At 38.7% G+C, this 17,327-nt stretch carries 9 protein-coding genes; 3 read left to right on the top strand and 6 right to left on the bottom strand.

Translation table 11 applies throughout. The annotated features are described in order from the left end of the window. Window positions 1–61 precede the first annotated feature (61 nt). Window positions 62–1,027, bottom strand: coding sequence for a hypothetical protein (locus ACY650_RS18540; RefSeq protein WP_462249861.1), 966 nt, complete (start codon window positions 1,025–1,027; stop codon window positions 62–64). Between the two features lie 200 nt (window positions 1,028–1,227). On the opposite strand from ACY650_RS18540, the gene ACY650_RS18535 reads away from it, so the two are divergent. Next, a complete protein-coding gene (locus ACY650_RS18535; RefSeq protein WP_462249859.1) occupies window positions 1,228–4,233 on the top strand; it encodes an AsmA family protein in 3,006 nt (1,001 codons plus the stop codon). 2 nt (window positions 4,234–4,235) lie between these two features. Here ACY650_RS18535 and ACY650_RS18530 read toward each other — a convergent pair whose 3' ends face one another. Continuing rightward, complete coding sequence (locus ACY650_RS18530) at window positions 4,236–9,650, bottom strand: C1q-like domain-containing protein (protein WP_462249857.1); 5,415 nt, start codon at window positions 9,648–9,650, stop codon at window positions 4,236–4,238. Window positions 9,651–9,982: 332 nt separating this feature from the next. On the opposite strand from ACY650_RS18530, the gene ACY650_RS18525 reads away from it, so the two are divergent. Further along, window positions 9,983–12,502 (top strand): TonB-dependent receptor, encoded by a 2,520-nt coding sequence (locus ACY650_RS18525; protein WP_462249855.1) that lies wholly within the window; start codon window positions 9,983–9,985, stop codon window positions 12,500–12,502. 27 nt (window positions 12,503–12,529) lie between these two features. Here the strand turns inward: ACY650_RS18525 and ACY650_RS18520 are convergent, their stop codons facing one another. Further along, window positions 12,530–13,408, bottom strand: coding sequence for an MBL fold metallo-hydrolase (locus ACY650_RS18520; RefSeq protein WP_462249853.1), 879 nt, complete (start codon window positions 13,406–13,408; stop codon window positions 12,530–12,532). 182 nt (window positions 13,409–13,590) lie between these two features. On the opposite strand from ACY650_RS18520, the gene ACY650_RS18515 reads away from it, so the two are divergent. After that, window positions 13,591–14,202, top strand: a complete 612-nt coding sequence (locus tag ACY650_RS18515; RefSeq protein WP_462249851.1) for a hypothetical protein — start codon at window positions 13,591–13,593, stop codon at window positions 14,200–14,202. 42 nt (window positions 14,203–14,244) lie between these two features. Here ACY650_RS18515 and ACY650_RS18510 read toward each other — a convergent pair whose 3' ends face one another. The 3 genes from ACY650_RS18510 to ACY650_RS18500 form a co-directional block, all read right to left on the bottom strand. Then, a complete protein-coding gene (locus tag ACY650_RS18510; RefSeq protein ID WP_462249849.1) occupies window positions 14,245–15,048 on the bottom strand; it encodes a lysostaphin resistance A-like protein in 804 nt (267 codons plus the stop codon). Window positions 15,049–15,122: 74 nt separating this feature from the next. After that, window positions 15,123–16,247 (bottom strand): helix-turn-helix transcriptional regulator, encoded by a 1,125-nt coding sequence (locus tag ACY650_RS18505; RefSeq protein ID WP_462249847.1) that lies wholly within the window; start codon window positions 16,245–16,247, stop codon window positions 15,123–15,125. Between the two features lie 20 nt (window positions 16,248–16,267). Next, window positions 16,268–17,311, bottom strand: coding sequence for an AI-2E family transporter (locus ACY650_RS18500; protein ID WP_462249845.1), 1,044 nt, complete (start codon window positions 17,309–17,311; stop codon window positions 16,268–16,270). Window positions 17,312–17,327 lie beyond the last annotated feature (16 nt).

Raw genomic sequence — 17,327 nt, 5'->3', positions numbered from 1 at the left:
TAGGGTCAAGGATTAACAACCTACATTTTTATATAAAAGCTAATTAAGAGTATTACACAAATCAGGTGTTCATCCATCTCCAAAACTTGCCGAGAATGGTCTTAGGAGCCGGTCTCTTATCAGTGTTTTCAATCAAAACAGGAGTCTGTTCTTTTGCCTTACGCTTTTCCTTAACAGCTTTAACACTATCTAATTTTTGTTTGTAGTGTGCTTCCTTTCTGGCTTTCTTCTCTTGACTTTCCTTTTGCTTTCTCCTTTTTTCCTTTCTTGCTTCGTACTCTTCTTGCTTTCTTTTGGCCTTCAATCGACGCTTTTCCTTCTCTTCTGCTGTTAGAGGTTGCCTTTTCTTTCTTGGATGTCTGTATTCTCTTAGGTCTTTTTCAGTTACAAACTCACTTTCAGTAGGTGGCTCTTTTTTCTTGTCTTCTTTTTTCTTGGGCTCGGGTAATTCTACTTTACCTAAAACCTTTAATCCAGAAAGTTCTTTCTTCGGAGCTTTAATTAACTTGATTTTATCGAGATCCGCTGGGTTTTCTTCAGATTCTAGCATCTCAAGCAGCTTGTCGGTTTGGATAACCTCATCTTGTGCTGGTGTATCTACTACTTGATTTACTACTTCAGCAGGAACATCGGCTTTTATCGATTCATCTTCTTTACTTGATTTAATTTCAATTTCTCCATTTACAGAAGCTATTTCTTCAAGTGGTGTTTCATGCAAGGATGAGTCTAATGACGTTTCATAACCTGAATCATTTGCATCCCACTCAGCTTTAACCAGAGTGTCATTGGATTCAATCTCTGCTACATCTTCTTCTTTAGATTTACTTTCGGCAATTGTTTCAACTATAGGTAGCGGATCAGGCGCAAGCTCTTCAGGTTCAATACCAAAGAAGTCTAGTACACTATTCTCTTCTTCTTCACTCAATTTAGTATTAGAATGAATTTCTTCATTTGAATCACTTTCTAGATAGGAAATGAGATCCTGAACACGGATATCATATTTTCTGGCGAATTGTCCTAGTCTCATTGGGTTGGGCAGTTGAATGTCGCAAAAGTAATTTCTTACTTCAATAGATGGAACTATTTTAGACTCTTTCGACAGTCGCATTATCATTCCCTTGCTGTATCATATATATTATCTATGTTTTTCCGTTTAAATGAATGATGTTGTAAACACATGTTATTAACTTCAATCTAAGAAATTGGAAATCTTATAAAATCTTAACAATGGCCTTTTCTGGTAAAAAATTTATTAAGAGAACACTCTTGTTTTTTTTATCCGTCTTTCTAGTAATTTCCATTGCAATAGGAGTGGTTATAAACTTCGTTTTCACACCAGAAAAGTTGACCCCTAAAGCTCTAGAACTTACAAATGACTATTTAGATGGTCAATTAGACTTGGGTAGCGTAGAGCTTACTTTTTTCTCGACATTTCCAGATTTGGAGGTTACACTTAAAGATGGTTTGCTTATCTCCAGTAATTCTGACTCACTACTTTCTTTCGAATCTTTAGATATTTTCTTGAATCCTGTTTCAATTGTTTCTGATGAAAAGATACACGTTGATAAACTCGCTATTGTCGCCCCTGTTATTTATGCCAATTTAGACAAAGGAGGAGTTACTAACTGGAGTATTCTCAAAGAGGACACAACAGCTGTGGATAGCGTAACTGCCATTGAGACCAGTAGTACCGAGGGTGGAGATACATTTGTTATTGACGATATTCAAATAGTAAATGGTGCTATTAAATTCGAAGATTTTACCAACTATTTCACCATGGATGTTGAAAATGTCGACATCTTTGGCAAAGTCTCATACTTGAATGATCACTTAGATTGTGATCTGGATCTGGAACTAACAGATATGGTTTTGAAACTTCAAGAAGAGGCTATTCTCAATCCAGTAACAATTTCTTTTCATTCAAGAAGCGATATTGATTTATCTACAAATAAAATTCGTATTGACACTGTCAATCTCAAGGTTGTTGATCATGAGTTAGAAATAGAATCTAGAGGAACAATAGAACAAGATTCAATAGGATCTATAATAGTAGATCTTGAGAGTAGAATATTTACTTCTAATATTAGAGAAGCCCTCGACTTAATTCCTTTAAGATACATGGATTTAAGTAGATTAAAAGGTAAGGGAGAAGTAGACCTTGAGGCTAATATCAATGGAAAATATGACAGTAATAGCTTCCCTGTTGTCGATCTTAATTTAAATATTAGTGATGGAGAGGCCTCTTATGATGGTTTCTCAAAAAAGCTCGAATTATTTGAGACAAATGTAGGAGCTAAGATTGACTACCTTAACAAGCGGTCATCTGCTATAAACCTCTCGAAGCTAAATATAGTAAGTGATGGAGTGACATTAAATCTAAATGGTAGTGTCACTGAGATTCTCACAGATCCTCACATCATTTTTGGAAGTAAAGGAGAGCTCCATTTTGATGATATTCTTGAAACCTTTCCTATTGATGATTTAGATGCTACTGGTAACGCGGAGTTTGACTTGAAAGGTGATTTGTACTTAAAAGATGTTGTAAACTATAATTATGGAAAGATAGGAGTAACAGGGACAACTGTTCTTTCGGATATCGATCTTAATTATTTAAATGATAGTATCAAGTTTAAAACCACTAATTCAAAGCTCACCTTTGGCCAATCTCAAAATGTATCTAAGCTAGGTCAGGAAAATGCAAGATTCCTTAATTGTAGGATCAAGTTTTCTGATATTCTTTTCAATGTTAAACACATGGCAGAGGTAAACACTAAGAGGCTGAACGTTAACATGCGAACAACACCTTTAGAAGATACTACTCGGATCTCGCCAATTCGTGCAAACGTCAATTTATATAATGGGAGTGCAACATTAGGAGATACGCTAACTGTAAGCGGAAAAGCAATTAAGGGGTTCGTTTTATTGACCTCTGCTAAAAATCAACCAACTGTGCCTTTGATTAAGTCTGAATTAAATGGTGAGTTTATGCGAGTAACTACCGGATTAAACAGGGCTGGTCTGAAAAACTTTGAGTATCAATTCCAGTTGGTACAAAAAGGTAAGAAATGGCCAATGAAAGGAGAGTTTAAATTTGAAAATCTAAACTTATTTGCCGAGGCATTTCCTCGAAAAGTAGTTGTAAAGGAAACAAGTGTGCGAGTAGCTACTAACAAGTTTACGCTTAAAAATGCAACTATAAGACTAGGGAAATCTAACTTGAATCTTTCAGGCAATATTTATAATCTGCAGAAGACGTTGTCTAACACTACGTCCTTGAAAGCAGATCTTAACGTTAAATCAAAGTACTTAAACCTTAATACTGTTACAAAAGTATTAGATCAAGCCAATACACTTAGCGAGACACACGATTTAGCTTCATTGGACACTTTGACGAATGCTGGCGATTCAGATGAAATAGAAACGTTTGTAGTACCTAAGAATATTGATTTTAATCTTAGACTTGATTTGCTAAAAGTAAGATACGGTGATTTGACACTGGATGATGTCAAGGGTAACGTGGTTCTCAAAAATCAAAGCGTTAAGATGAACAACCTACAAATGAAAACTAAGGCAGCGGATCTTAATGCGAGCGCACGCTATACCGCTAAGTCAAAGAGTAAGGCTTCTACGAATTTTAATATTCGATTAACAGATGTGGATGTTAATAATATGATTGAAATAATGCCATTTATGGATACACTACTACCTATGGCAAAGGACTTTGATGGTGTAGTCAATCTGGGAATGCGTGGCTCAGCAAAAATTGGAGAAAATATGGCTATCAATGAATCCTCTCTTCAGGCGGTTGCAAGAATGGAGGGACAAAATTTAGTCTTGCTTGATGGTGAGACCTTTCAGTATTTGGCAAAAACTCTTAAGTTTAAAAATCGAGAAAAGAACACATTGGATACACTTGCTGTAGAAATGGCTATGGAAAATGGTGTACTTGAAATATTCCCATCATTGGTGGTAATGGATAGATACAAAGTAGCCATAGGCGGAATACAGAATCTAGATCTTACATATAAGTATCATATTTCTGTTCTTGATTCCCCACTTCCATTCAAAACCGGGATAGATATTTTTGGTAAAGCAGAGGATTATGATTTTAAAATCACCAAAGCTAAATACAAGTACATTTTTTCTGATAAGAAAAAACACAAGGATAAGGTTGATCCAGAATTGTTAAGAAGAAAGAATGAGATTCTTGAGAGAATAAAGTTTGAGAACTAAACTTATTTGACTTTATGACCACTAAAGAATGTATTTGCCCTTCCATTTAAGATTGCAGTATTAGGACCTTCAAATCGAACGTAAACTCTGTTTCCTTCCTCTACTTTTATTGTTTTTGATGTTCTCAGTGAAATAACTTGATCTGAATTTTCGTCGATTAGAGTTCGTGACACTCTATCTCCGTCTAAACTACCAGTTTCATCTTCGTCCACGTAAAGTGATATGCCTCTCGTATAGTTGTTAGTAAATGAAACCGTAATTTGTGCGTCAAAATGATAAATTCCATCGCTAGGAACTCTGAAGTAGTGATCGCTCAGTATGAATGAACCACCTTCCTCAAACTCTTCTCTGTCAAATTCAATGGGACCACTACTTTGAGAACTTGTTGATCCATTGAGGTACACTTCGAATGCTACAACTTCATTTAAGTTATTTATTTCATCCATTAAGGATTGAATAGTGCTCAGTAGCTCTGCATCCGTAGCGAAGGTGTCATCAAGTTCTTGTTCGAGTGTTCCTCCAGCATCAGTAACCTTCAATACTGTACCGTCCAGGGATAGACTTGTATTGAGTTCATTGGTGTCGTCTTTGTCATCATCGCCCGATTCGCTGGTAGCTATTGCATTGGCTAGCTCCGTGTCAGTAGTGAAGGTAGTGTTAAGGTCTATGGACTGCGTGCCACCCGCATCGGTGATCTCTAGCATAGTGCCATTCAATTGTGATGCAGTGATCAACTCATTGGTAGCATCTTTATCCAGGTCTGCATTGTCCGAAGCGGTGAGTTCTGCATCCGTAGCGAAGGTATCGTCAAGTTCTTGTTCGAGTGTTCCTCCAGCATCAGTAACCTTCAATACCGTACCGTCCAGGGATAGACTTGTATTGAGTTCATTGGTGTCGTCTTTGTCATCATCGCCTGATTCGCTGGTAGCTATTGCATTGGCTAGCTCCGTGTCAGTAGTGAAGGTAGGGTTAAGGTCTATAGACTGCGTACCTCCCGCATCGGTGATCTCTAGTGTAGTGCCATTCAATTGTGATGCGGTTATCAACTCATTGGTAGCATCTTTATCCAGATCTGCATTGTCCGAAGCGGTGAGTTCTACATTAGTAGCGAAGGTATCGTCAAGTTCTTGTTCGAGTGTTCCTCCAGCATCAGTAACCTTCAATACCGTACCGTCCAGGGATAGACTTGTATTGAGTTCATTGGTGTCGTCTTTGTCATCATCGCCCGATTCGCTGGTAGCTATTGCATTGGCTAGCTCCGTGTCAGTAGTGAAGGTAGGGTTAAGGTCTATGGACTGCGTGCCACCTGCATCAGTGATTTCTAGCGTAGTGCCATTCAATTGTGATGCGGTTATCAACTCATTAGTAGCATCTTTATCCAGATCTGCATTGTCCGAAGCGGTGAGTTCTACATTAGTAGCGAAGGTATCGTCAAGTTCTTGTTCGAGTGTTCCTCCAGCATCAGTAACCTTCAATACCGTACCGTCCAGGGATAGACTTGTATTGAGTTCATTGGTGTCGTCTTTGTCATCATCGCTGGATTCGCTGGTAGCTATTGCATTGACTAGCTCCGTGTCAGTAGTGAAGGTAGGGTTAAGGTCTATGGACTGCGTGCCACCCGCATCGGTGATCTCTAGCGTAGTGCCATTCAATTGTGATGCGGTGATCAACTCATTGGTAGCATCTTTATCCAGATCTGCATTGTCCGAAGCGGTGAGTTCTACATTAGTAGCGAAGGTATCGTCAAGTTCTTGTTCGAGTGTTCCTCCAGCATCAGTAACCTTCAATACCGTACCGTCCAGGGATAGACTTGTATTGAGTTCATTGGTGTCGTCTTTGTCATCATCGCCCGATTCGCTGGTAGCTATTGCATTGGCTAGCTCCGTGTCAGTAGTGAAGGTAGGGTTAAGGTCTATGGACTGCGTGCCACCCGCATCGGTGATCTCTAGCGTAGTGCCATTCAATTGTGATGCGGTGATCAACTCATTGGTAGCATCTTTATCCAGATCTGCATTGTCCGAAGCGGTGAGTTCTGCATTAGTAGCGAAGGTATCGTCAAGTTCTTGTTCGAGTGTTCCTCCAGCATCAGTAACCTTCAATACTGTACCGTCCAGGGATAGACTTGTATTGAGTTCATTGGTGTCGTCTTTGTCATCATCGCCCGATTCGCTGGTAGCTATTGCATTGGCTAGCTCCGTGTCAGTAGTGAAGGTAGGGTTAAGGTCTATGGACTGCGTGCCACCCGCATCGGTGATCTCTAGCATAGTGCCATTCAATTGTGATGCAGTGATCAACTCATTGGTAGCATCTTTATCCAGGTCTGCATTGTCCGAAGCGGTGAGTTCTGCATCCGTAGCGAAGGTATCGTCAAGTTCTTGTTCGAGTGTTCCTCCAGCATCAGTAACCTTCAATACCGTACCGTCCAGGGATAGACTTGTATTGAGTTCATTGGTGTCGTCTTTGTCATCATCGCCTGATTCGCTGGTAGCTATTGCATTGGCTAGCTCCGTGTCAGTAGTGAAGGTAGGGTTAAGGTCTATAGACTGCGTACCTCCCGCATCGGTGATCTCTAGTGTAGTGCCATTCAATTGTGATGCGGTTATCAACTCATTGGTAGCATCTTTATCCAGATCTGCATTGTCCGAAGCGGTGAGTTCTACATTAGTAGCGAAGGTATCGTCAAGTTCTTGTTCGAGTGTTCCTCCAGCATCAGTAACCTTCAATACCGTACCGTCCAGGGATAGACTTGTATTGAGTTCATTGGTGTCGTCTTTGTCATCATCGCCCGATTCGCTGGTAGCTATTGCATTGGCTAGCTCCGTGTCAGTAGTGAAGGTAGGGTTAAGGTCTATGAACTGCGTGCCACCTGCATCAGTGATCTCTAGCGTAGTGCCATTCAATTGTGATGCGGTTATCAACTCATTGGTAGCATCTTTATCCAGATCTGCATTGTCCGAAGCGGTGAGTTCTACATTAGTAGCGAAGGTATCGTCAAGTTCTTGTTCGAGTGTTCCTCCAGCATCAGTAACCTTCAATACTGTACCGTCCAGGGATAGACTTGTATTGAGTTCATTGGTGTCGTCTTTGTCATCATCGCTGGATTCGCTGGTAGCTATTGCATTGACTAGCTCCGTGTCAGTAGTGAAGGTAGGGTTAAGGTCTATGGACTGCGTGCCACCCGCATCGGTGATCTCTAGCGTAGTGCCATTCAATTGTGATGCGGTGATCAACTCATTGGTAGCATCTTTATCCAGATCTGCATTGTCCGAAGCGGTGAGTTCTACATTAGTAGCGAAGGTATCGTCAAGTTCTTGTTCGAGTGTTCCTCCAGCATCAGTAAACTTCAATACCGTACCGTCCAGGGATAGACTTGTATTGAGTTCATTGGTGTCGTCTTTGTCATCATCGCTGGATTCGCTGGTAGCTATTGCATTGACTAGCTCCGTGTCAGTAGTGAAGGTAGGGTTAAGGTCTATGGACTGCGTGCCTCCCGCATCGGTGATCTCTAGTGTAGTGCCATTCAATTGTGATGCGGTTATCAACTCATTGGTAGCATCTTTATCCAGATCTGCATTGTCCGAAGCGGTGAGTTCTACATTAGTAGCGAAGGTATCGTCAAGTTCTTGTTCGAGTGTTCCTCCAGCATCAGTAACCTTCAATACCGTACCGTCCAGGGATAGACTTGTATTGAGTTCATTGGTGTCGTCTTTGTCATCATCGCTGGATTCGCTGGTAGCTATTGCATTGACTAGCTCCGTGTCAGTAGTGAAGGTAGGGTTAAGGTCTATGGACTGCGTGCCACCCGCATCGGTGATCTCTAGCGTAGTGCCATTCAATTGTGATGCGGTGATCAACTCATTGGTAGCATCTTTATCCAGATCTGCATTGTCCGAAGCGGTGAGTTCTGCATTAGTAGCGAAGGTATCATCAAGTTCTTGTTCGAGTGTTCCTCCAGCATCAGTAACCTTCAATACTGTACCGTCCAGGGATAGACTTGTATTGAGTTCATTGGTGTCGTCTTTGTCATCATCGCCCGATTCGCTGGTAGCTATTGCATTGGCTAGCTCCGTGTCAGTAGTGAAGGTAGGGTTAAGGTCTATGGACTGCGTGCCACCCGCATCGGTGATCTCTAGCGTAGTGCCATTCAATTGTGATGCGGTGATCAACTCATTGGTAGCATCTTTATCCAGATCTGCATTGTCCGAAGCGGTGAGTTCTACATTAGTAGCGAAGGTATCGTCAAGTTCTTGTTCGAGTGTTCCTCCAGCATCAGTAACCTTCAATACTGTACCGTCCAGGGATAGACTTGTATTGAGTTCATTGGTGTCGTCTTTGTCATCATCGCCCGATTCGCTGGTAGCTATTGCATTATCTACATATCTTTTATTAGCTGCGTCTTTAGCACTCGAAGGATTTGCGATATTTTTTACTTTATTATTGCCAAGATCAATTGAGTTCTGTGCTATAGCGAAACCACTTATAGGTATTGAGCTTTTATTTAAATCTTCATTTCGAATTTGATTATTTGCTATTTTGTCTGAAGTGATAGCATCATTTGCTATTTGAGTTATAATTGAATTGTCATTACTTGTAAGCGAAATGTCACCTGTAACTGGCAAAGACTCTGCTATATTATCGTCATTTCCAATAAACAAGTGATCTCTCTGCAATGAAGACGTTTGAAATTGCTCACGAGGCAACCATTGGGGTATTCCTTGAGAGTTAACCACTAAAATTTTATTTGCATTCTCTTCAGTATCGAGTTTAGATATAGTTAGTGTGCCATCTTTGATGTCAACATTTTGAATACTTAAATCTTCAATATTATTTCCGTTGACGATAATCTCTTTTTCTACAATTCCTACTACTCTTCCTTTAATGTCGACTTCAACTTGTAATGTGAAATAAGAATTTCCGTAAGGGCCTGGTAAGACTCCTACATCTTGAAGCTTCGATTGAGTAATTGCTCCATCTTGAATTTTTATCGTAGATATAGAAAGGTCTTGTAACTTTTGATTTGATATTGCTTCATCACGTATTTTTTCATTTGTAATTGCCCCTGTTCTAATTATTGGATTTGGATAAAATCCGCTAAGGTCACCGCCTGCAGCCGTTATTTCTAAAGCGCCCAAACCCGGAATCCACTCATCTGTTCTCCAATAGTAAAAGAAATTTTCATCCTGATCATAAACCATCAATCCATTTTCATTCACAGAAAGATTGGCATTCATGCTTAAACGTTGAAAAGTGGTTAATCTAGGTATTAGAAAACCTTGATCTGAGTTTGGCGATACAAGTTCAAGAACAGAATTACTGTTGGGAGTAGTAGTATTAACACCTACACTACTTTGTGCATGTGCACATAGCAATGAAGCTGTTAGAATAAAATATCCTACAATTCTTTTAGGCGGTATCATGTGTGGTTCGTATTAATTAAATACGCTCACAGTGTTCTATTCATAATTATTGATAAATATGAGATCAAGTGATTGGATGAATATAGAGTACTGAATTAAAAATCATCTGACTCCACGGGGGTATTTTTTCGGAAGCACTTAAATTCCTTTCAATCTTTCAATCATAATATTCAAATAGTACAATTACGTTCTTACTAACTAATTATTCAGTCTTTTAATTAAAAGAACTGATAAGCCAAACATGAATGCTAGATGCCATTCATCACAATTCTAAGATGAATTCAAACAAACAACCCCGTTCGTTTGTCACAATAGCATCTAAACCTAGTAAAGTGAAAAAACTAATCAAATCTGTAACATTCTTGATAATCCTATCAGGCACGCTATCACCTGTTTACTCGCAAAGACCTTCAGGTCCGCCCAGTGGATATCAAGGAAAAAAAGCTCCTGAAGTGGGCTATGGAAAAATAAGCGGTGTTGTGCTTGACAGCGACAAAGAGCCAGTACCTTATGCAACTGTGAGATTGCTTTCTGCTAAAGATGGAAAATTGATAAATGGAACTATTGCAGATGATGATGGTAAATGGGTAATAAAGAATATTCCAGAAGGAGATTTTACTATTGATATCTCCTTTATCGGTTATGAAACAATAACCAAGGGTCCATTCACAATTACGGGAAAAGGGGAATCATATAACCTGGATAATATAGTGATAACTTCTTCTGCTACGGAGCTAGAACAAGTAGTTGTAGAAGGCGAGCGAGAGTTGATTGAGGATAAAGTCGATCGTATTGTCTATAACGCAGAACAAGATAACACTACTGCTGGAGGTGATGCTTCAGACGTATTGAGACGTGTTCCTCTTCTGTCTGTGGATTTAGAAGGGAATGTCTCATTGAGAGGTAGCAGCAACATTACTGTTTTAATCGACGGTAAGCCGTCAACTATAACTGCTGGTAACCTAGCCGACGCGTTGAAACAAATACCGGCAGATGAAATTAAATCTGTAGAAGTAATAACATCTCCATCTGCTAGATATGATGCTGAAGGAACTGGTGGCATAATAAACATTATTACTAAAAAGAATAACCTTCAAGGAGGAACGCTTTCTATTAATACAGGCGTAGGGTATAGAGGTTCGAATCTTGGTCTAAATGCAGGCTATCGTACGGGAAAACTTGGGCTATCACTTGGTGGTAACGGATATGCTGGCTACAATATCATTGGATCACTTGATAATTCACAGATCGTAAGAGATACCGATGGTACGGAGCTTTCCCAAACAAATCAATTTGCTGAAACAGTAAGTTCTCGTATTTCCGGGCGATACAATTTTGGTTGGGATTATACTTTCAATAAATACCATTTTGTAGGAGGTGGAGTCAATTACAGAATATTTGATTCGAGAAATGACCAAGATGACAGAATTACTGAATTGATAGATAACAGTGGCTCGAGATCCATTGCAGAAGATGTTTTTACACTAACAAACTCTAATAGTGTGGATCTTAATTTCAACTACATACGGTCGTTTGAGAAGAAGGGGAAGGAGATAAGTTTAATCTCACTCTATAGTCAAGATAATAGAAACAATGACTTTACCATAGATGAAGTAAATGAGACGAACCCTATTGGTACTAAAAACGAGAATAGAAGCATCAATAAAGAATTCACTATTCAGCTAGACTATGTTGAACCAATGGGTGATAAAGCTAAGTTTGAAACAGGAGTTAAGAATATATCAAGAACGGTTTCAAGTGATTTTCTTTTATTGAGGCGTGAGGGAAGTGACCCTTATAGTGAAGTTGCAGGAGCAAGTGTAAACAATTCATTCAGATATGTGCAGAATGTATCAGCAGGATTTGTTTCAGGACTTATGGAACTTCCTTCTAATTACACAGTGCAGGCTGGAGTAAGGTATGAATATACAACCATAAGAGCGAATTTCGCCGGTGGTGAAGATTTGCAAATTGGAGACTATGGAAGCTTTGTTCCTAGTCTTAATATGTCAAAAAAGTTGAAGAATAATCTCACGCTTAAATTAGGATATTCTAGAAGATTGGCGCGTCCAAGTTTACAGTTTTTAAATCCAAACATTAATGCTGCTAATCCACTCAATATTTCGCAAGGTAATCCAGATTTATTGCCAGAATTTACTGACCAAATAGAGATATCATTGAGTAAGTTTAAGAGGACTTTCTCTTTAAATGTGTCAGCATTTGTAAGATCTACTAATGGTAGCATTCAGTCTGTTAGAGAAACAATTGGTCAGGACACTGTATACACTTCCTTTCAAAACATTGGAGAAGAAGATGCATATGGTATCAATGCGTTTGGAAGTATCAGAAAGGGAAAAGTAACGTTCAATGGAGGAATAGATGCGTTTTATTCAGTGTTAACTAACAACATTGATGATCCAATTTTTAATGCAGAAAATGAAGGATTTGTTTTTAACACCAGGGTTTTTGGAAGCTATAAACTGAGCGAGATGTGGACGATTCAATTGTTTGGATTTTACAGAAGTTCAAGAGTACAACTTCAAGGGTTTAGCAATCCATTTTATATCTATAGCCTTAGTATTAATCGAAACTTTAAGAACAAGAAAGGGAGTATTGGTTTAGGAGCTAACAACTTCTTAAACCCAAGAAGCAACCTTGAATCTGAAGTTACCACTCCTTTGCTTGTGCAACGAAGTACCAGAGAGCTTCAATTATTAAACTTCAGAATAAACTTCAGTTACCGTATAGGCAAGCTTACTCAAAGAGCTTCTAAGAAGGTCAAGAAAGTATCAAATGACGACTTGAAGCAAGGAAGCAGTAACAACAATGATGGCGGTGAAGATAGTAGATAATATACCTTTTAAGGTTGATTTATGAGATTATAGGCTCTCATAAATCAACTTTACAAAAAGGTCTGAATCAATAAATGATCCGCTCCAGTCTTCATGAAATTTTGCAAAAGGCTTTCTGTCAACCAGTGCTCCTAAAGATTCACCTGAGTCCTTGGCATCGGATACAATTTTTTTAGTTTCCAGCAGCATTTCAAGCAATTCTTGCACTTCTTTGATAGATGCAAGTTCTCCGTGGCCGGGGATGATTTTGGTCTCCGCATCTGCAATCTTAAGAAGCATTCTTTGTGCATCGATCATTCCGTCTATGGATCCTCCTGCAGAGATGTCAATATATGGATATCCATATCTCACAAAGCAATCGCCAGCATGAATAATATTGCTCGTTTTAAAATGTATAATGGCATCTCCATCAGTATGGGCACTTGGAGAATGTACAAACTTCATTTCTTCATCATTGAAATGAAATGTCATGTCCTTTGAGAATGTTATTGTAGGTAAATAGGAATCAGGTTTAGCTGGCATTTCTCTTCCAAAGACTTCGTTTGTAAACGTAGTGCTCAGCCTTTGTCTAACCATATCCTGAGCAACAATAATGGCTCCATCATTTTTAAAATTTTCATTGCCACCGCTATGGTCTCCATGATAATGCGTGTTAAGAACGTACTTGATATCTTCCGAAGAGAGCGTTTTTACTGCTTGCTTGATTTTCTCAGACAATGGAGCAAATTGGTCGTCAATTATTAAAACACCATCATTACCATGTATCACACCAATGTTTCCACCGCTTCCAACAAGGTACGATATGTTATCAGATACTTTATTGACTTTGACTTCAATAGCATCCCAGTTTCTTTGAGCAAAAGTCAGACTTGGCAACGTGATAAGTAGAGCTAATAAGTACTTCATGAGTTCATTTGATTTTGTCTTAATGCGATATTAAAGAATTTGAAGATGCCTCAATGGAGGTTAGGAGCTATAATGAAAGCTAAGGTTGTGCATGGGACAATTAAAACATTAGTCTCTATTGAATCGGTAGCTAAAATTTGACTCATGTCTTTTGATTATCTTTAATTGTAAACTCATTGCTTATGAATGCCAATCAACCATTCCTGAAAAGCTGGGTGAAAAACAATACAATAGGTTTTATCATTGCATTTCTTGTTTATACCCCAATAGCTCACGGACTAACAGGCCATCACACAAGAGATTTAAGTTCAGGGCAACTCATTGCTCATTCTGTCGGACTTGTTGTAGTTTCTGCACTGGTTTTCTTTTTTCAGAAACGAGTACTTAAGCACTACATTGAAATATCTTCAAAGAGGATCATCGCTTCAATTATTCTCTTCGTTTCGCTTTTTTGGTTCGGATATTATCAACGTTTTATTCCAGATGGACCAGACTATGATATCTTATTTGCCTTTTTAGTGCTGGGTTCAGGTAGCTGGTTGGGTTTACTATCATTTAAGGGTCGTTCTTTACAGTTAATAATTGCTTTAGTCGCTTTTCCAATAGCAAGTTTCCTTGGTCAGCTTATTCTCTATACAATGGTTGTGGGATTGGAACTGTTTGAATTAGAACTGCAAACAAGTATTATCGATGAAACCATTGTTTGGTTATCTGTTGGGATTACAACTGGCTTGATAGGTGGTTGGGTAAATGGCAAGATGTTGACGAAGGTTTTACCCGACCGGAGAAACTAAATGCCACTCGAGATGAGAGGCATTTACTATTGTTGTTGATTCCTATCCAATTGGCGAATTAAGTTTCTGACTTAGATTTTTTTTACCAAAAATGAATATAACGCCAAGTACGAGTAGGATAATATTGATTGTAAAATTCATCCAATTGAAAGACGCTAAATTGATAATACCAAAATATGCTCCAATGAAGAGGATCGCATCGACTAAAAAATGACTGAATATGTTCAATCCAATTGACTTACGCATATCTGCAACATAGCTAATAGCCATCGACACCAACAAATAAGGAACTATCAATTCAAAGGGTAAGAAGTGAGAAATCGCAAAGAGTATACCAATGATTAAATAACTAGTAATTCTTGAATATTTATGTTGCAAGGTGTTTTGCATAAATCCTCTGTAGGCTATTTCTTCTACAACTCCAGCATGTAATGCAAGCGCTAACAATAGTGAAATAGCGATCAAAGGTTCTGCCTCACGAAACATCAAAAGCATCTGCTGCTGTGGAGTGCCTTCAATTGGAAAGAACATATATACCAAGGCAATAGCAGAGTAGGTTAGGAATATCAATCCTAAAATCTGATACCAACTTGTAGATTTACTAAGTTCCAACTTCAGATCTATCTTGATATCATTCTCTTGTTTGTTAGCATCAAATCGATTTACAATCTTCCAGTAAATGAAAAGCGCGATTATAACAACTGGTAGTGCCCATGGAATGGAATGCCCAGAGGTGAGGTTGTTAAACACCAAAATTTGATTGAATAGGATAATAGGTAATAGTAATACTACGCCTTGTAAGGTTGCTTTTAACCAAGCTGGAAATTTGTTCCAAAGATTTTTCATGTCTGTTGAGATTTAATTTTCTGCTAAGGACATGAACATGCAGATTACAAAAGTCCACTTAAGATTAGATGGACTTATTTCAATGATAATCGATACTCTCGTGGAGTAAAGCCGGTTTTTTCTTTGAAGATTTTGTTGAATGCGGACTTACTGTTGAACCCACACTGATAGGCAATGACGATGATTTGTTCCTTAGAATCAGCTAAAGATTGCTTCACTGCATCGATGCGGAATGAATTAATTAGATCGTAAAAGTTTTCGTATTCGCTCTTTTTGATAAGCTCTGTAAGTTCTATTGGCTTTAGCTCGATATATTCTGCTAGTTTGTCCAAACTTAACTGCTCATCTTCGTAATAGCGCTTTTTCGAAAGTGTATCAAGTAGATTTTCTATTTGGGCAACATCATCCTGACCCAGCGAAAAGGATTCTTTTTCAGTCTTCGCTCTGGTAACTGTAGTGGCTGCATAGGATTGGTTTAAAAGATTCAGATTAAAGAATACGGATAGCAAAATAGAAGTAACCATTAACAATCCACCAGATATCAGCATGTCGATAGAAGGAAAGATGTAATTAACAAAATAGAAGAGTAGCGGAATTAAAAACAGTACGATCCATAATCGCTGAAATGAAATTACCCATCCTACTTTAAGATTTTCAATATTGGAGTAGGTATCCCTTAATGATGAATCATAATTTTTCACATCAAGCACACTCCTAATGAAATAGAATAATGATGTAGATACGATGATAACTATAATGATAATCTCTTCAGTAGCAACAATAGGTTTACCTTCTATCATCGCATTTACAGCTTGAGTAAACTCATTTGCCATTTCTTCAGTAAAAAAAATAGCACTACTGATTCCCAAAAAGAGTCCAATAGAAACAGGTAAGAAATGAAGCAATAGGGTCCATTTCCATTGTAGTAGTCGAATAATCGATTTGGCATACATCCAAAGCAGTACAGGATCAAGCAGGAATAAGTATTGATCTACGATAAAGAACACTGGATATTCAATCGCCCAAGGTTCAAACTTGACGTAGAGAAAGAAAAACCTTAAAGCCCACAAAGACACAATTGCTAACCCTATTCTTGCCGGTTGAGAAGGAACGTGTTCCTTTCTTATCAACTGAATGATTACAAACACATTGATGCCTACACCAATGGCAAATAACATTTTGACAATCGAAATCAGCATAGGGGAAACTTTACAATTAGCTAAGCCTTTTTATCCTTTGCTTTACCAATTTCTCCATTTCCGGAAAGAATCAACGCAACAGTCTGAGTAGACTCGAATTGAGAAAAGACTATCAACATGATGACAGTAATTGGAACACTGAGGATCATACCGGTGATCCCCCAAATCTTACCCCAAACAGCCAATGCCATGATAGTTATGATGGGACTTAGATTCAAGGATTTTCCAGTTAAACGAGGCTCTATCAAGTTACCCACAATGATCTGAACTGCCCCAACTGCTCCCGCAATGACAAGAAAGGGGGTGAATTCACCAAATTGAATTAAGCTGAAAATTGCAGGGAAGAGGGTAGCAACTAAAGAACCGATGGTCGGTATGTAGTTGAGTAAGAAGATGAGGAAAGCCCAAAATAGCGGTGAGTCAATTCCTACAAAGAGCAAGACCAGGTAGGATAGGAATCCCGTCAATAAGCTGACCAATGTCTTCAATACCAGATAATTTGAAATGGATTCCTCTATCTCGTAGAGTGTGGTGTTGATCTGATTGCCATCCTCTTTCTTAGCAAAATACTTTTGCATCTTCTTTTTGAAACTGGTCTCTTCCATAAAAATGAAGAGTACATATATGATGATCATGAATGTATCACCCAACAATCCTGTAATAACAGAAGCGATGCTGCCAAAAAGCGCTCCGTAATCCAATTGATCCGTGGAAGACAAGAGGTCATTGATGTTGATGTTAATCAGTGACTCTGCTTGATGCATGATCGCCTGTATATTGGCTTCATAGCTTTCGTAAGACTTGGATAAAATCTTGATGTTGTGGCTCAATGCGTCAGCTATCCAACCAAATGCAGAGATGATAAATATGAATATGATCACATTCTTTCCCCAATTCGGAAGATATTTTTTCGCGAGAAGGATCTTGTCGAGTAGCAGCCGAATTCTTCGTGTGATGAACCAAAACAACAATGCAAATACGAAAGGGATCAAAAGTCCTTTACCAAGAATTAGTAAGAGAATGATTCCTGCAATGATCAATAGGAGATAGGCCGTGTTTTTCATTAAGACTTATTGATTC

Origin of the sequence: Ekhidna sp. (assembly GCF_963691765.1) — a bacterium.
GTDB lineage: Bacteria > Bacteroidota > Bacteroidia > Cytophagales > Cyclobacteriaceae > Ekhidna.
This window is presented reverse-complemented; position numbering and strand designations above follow the sequence as displayed.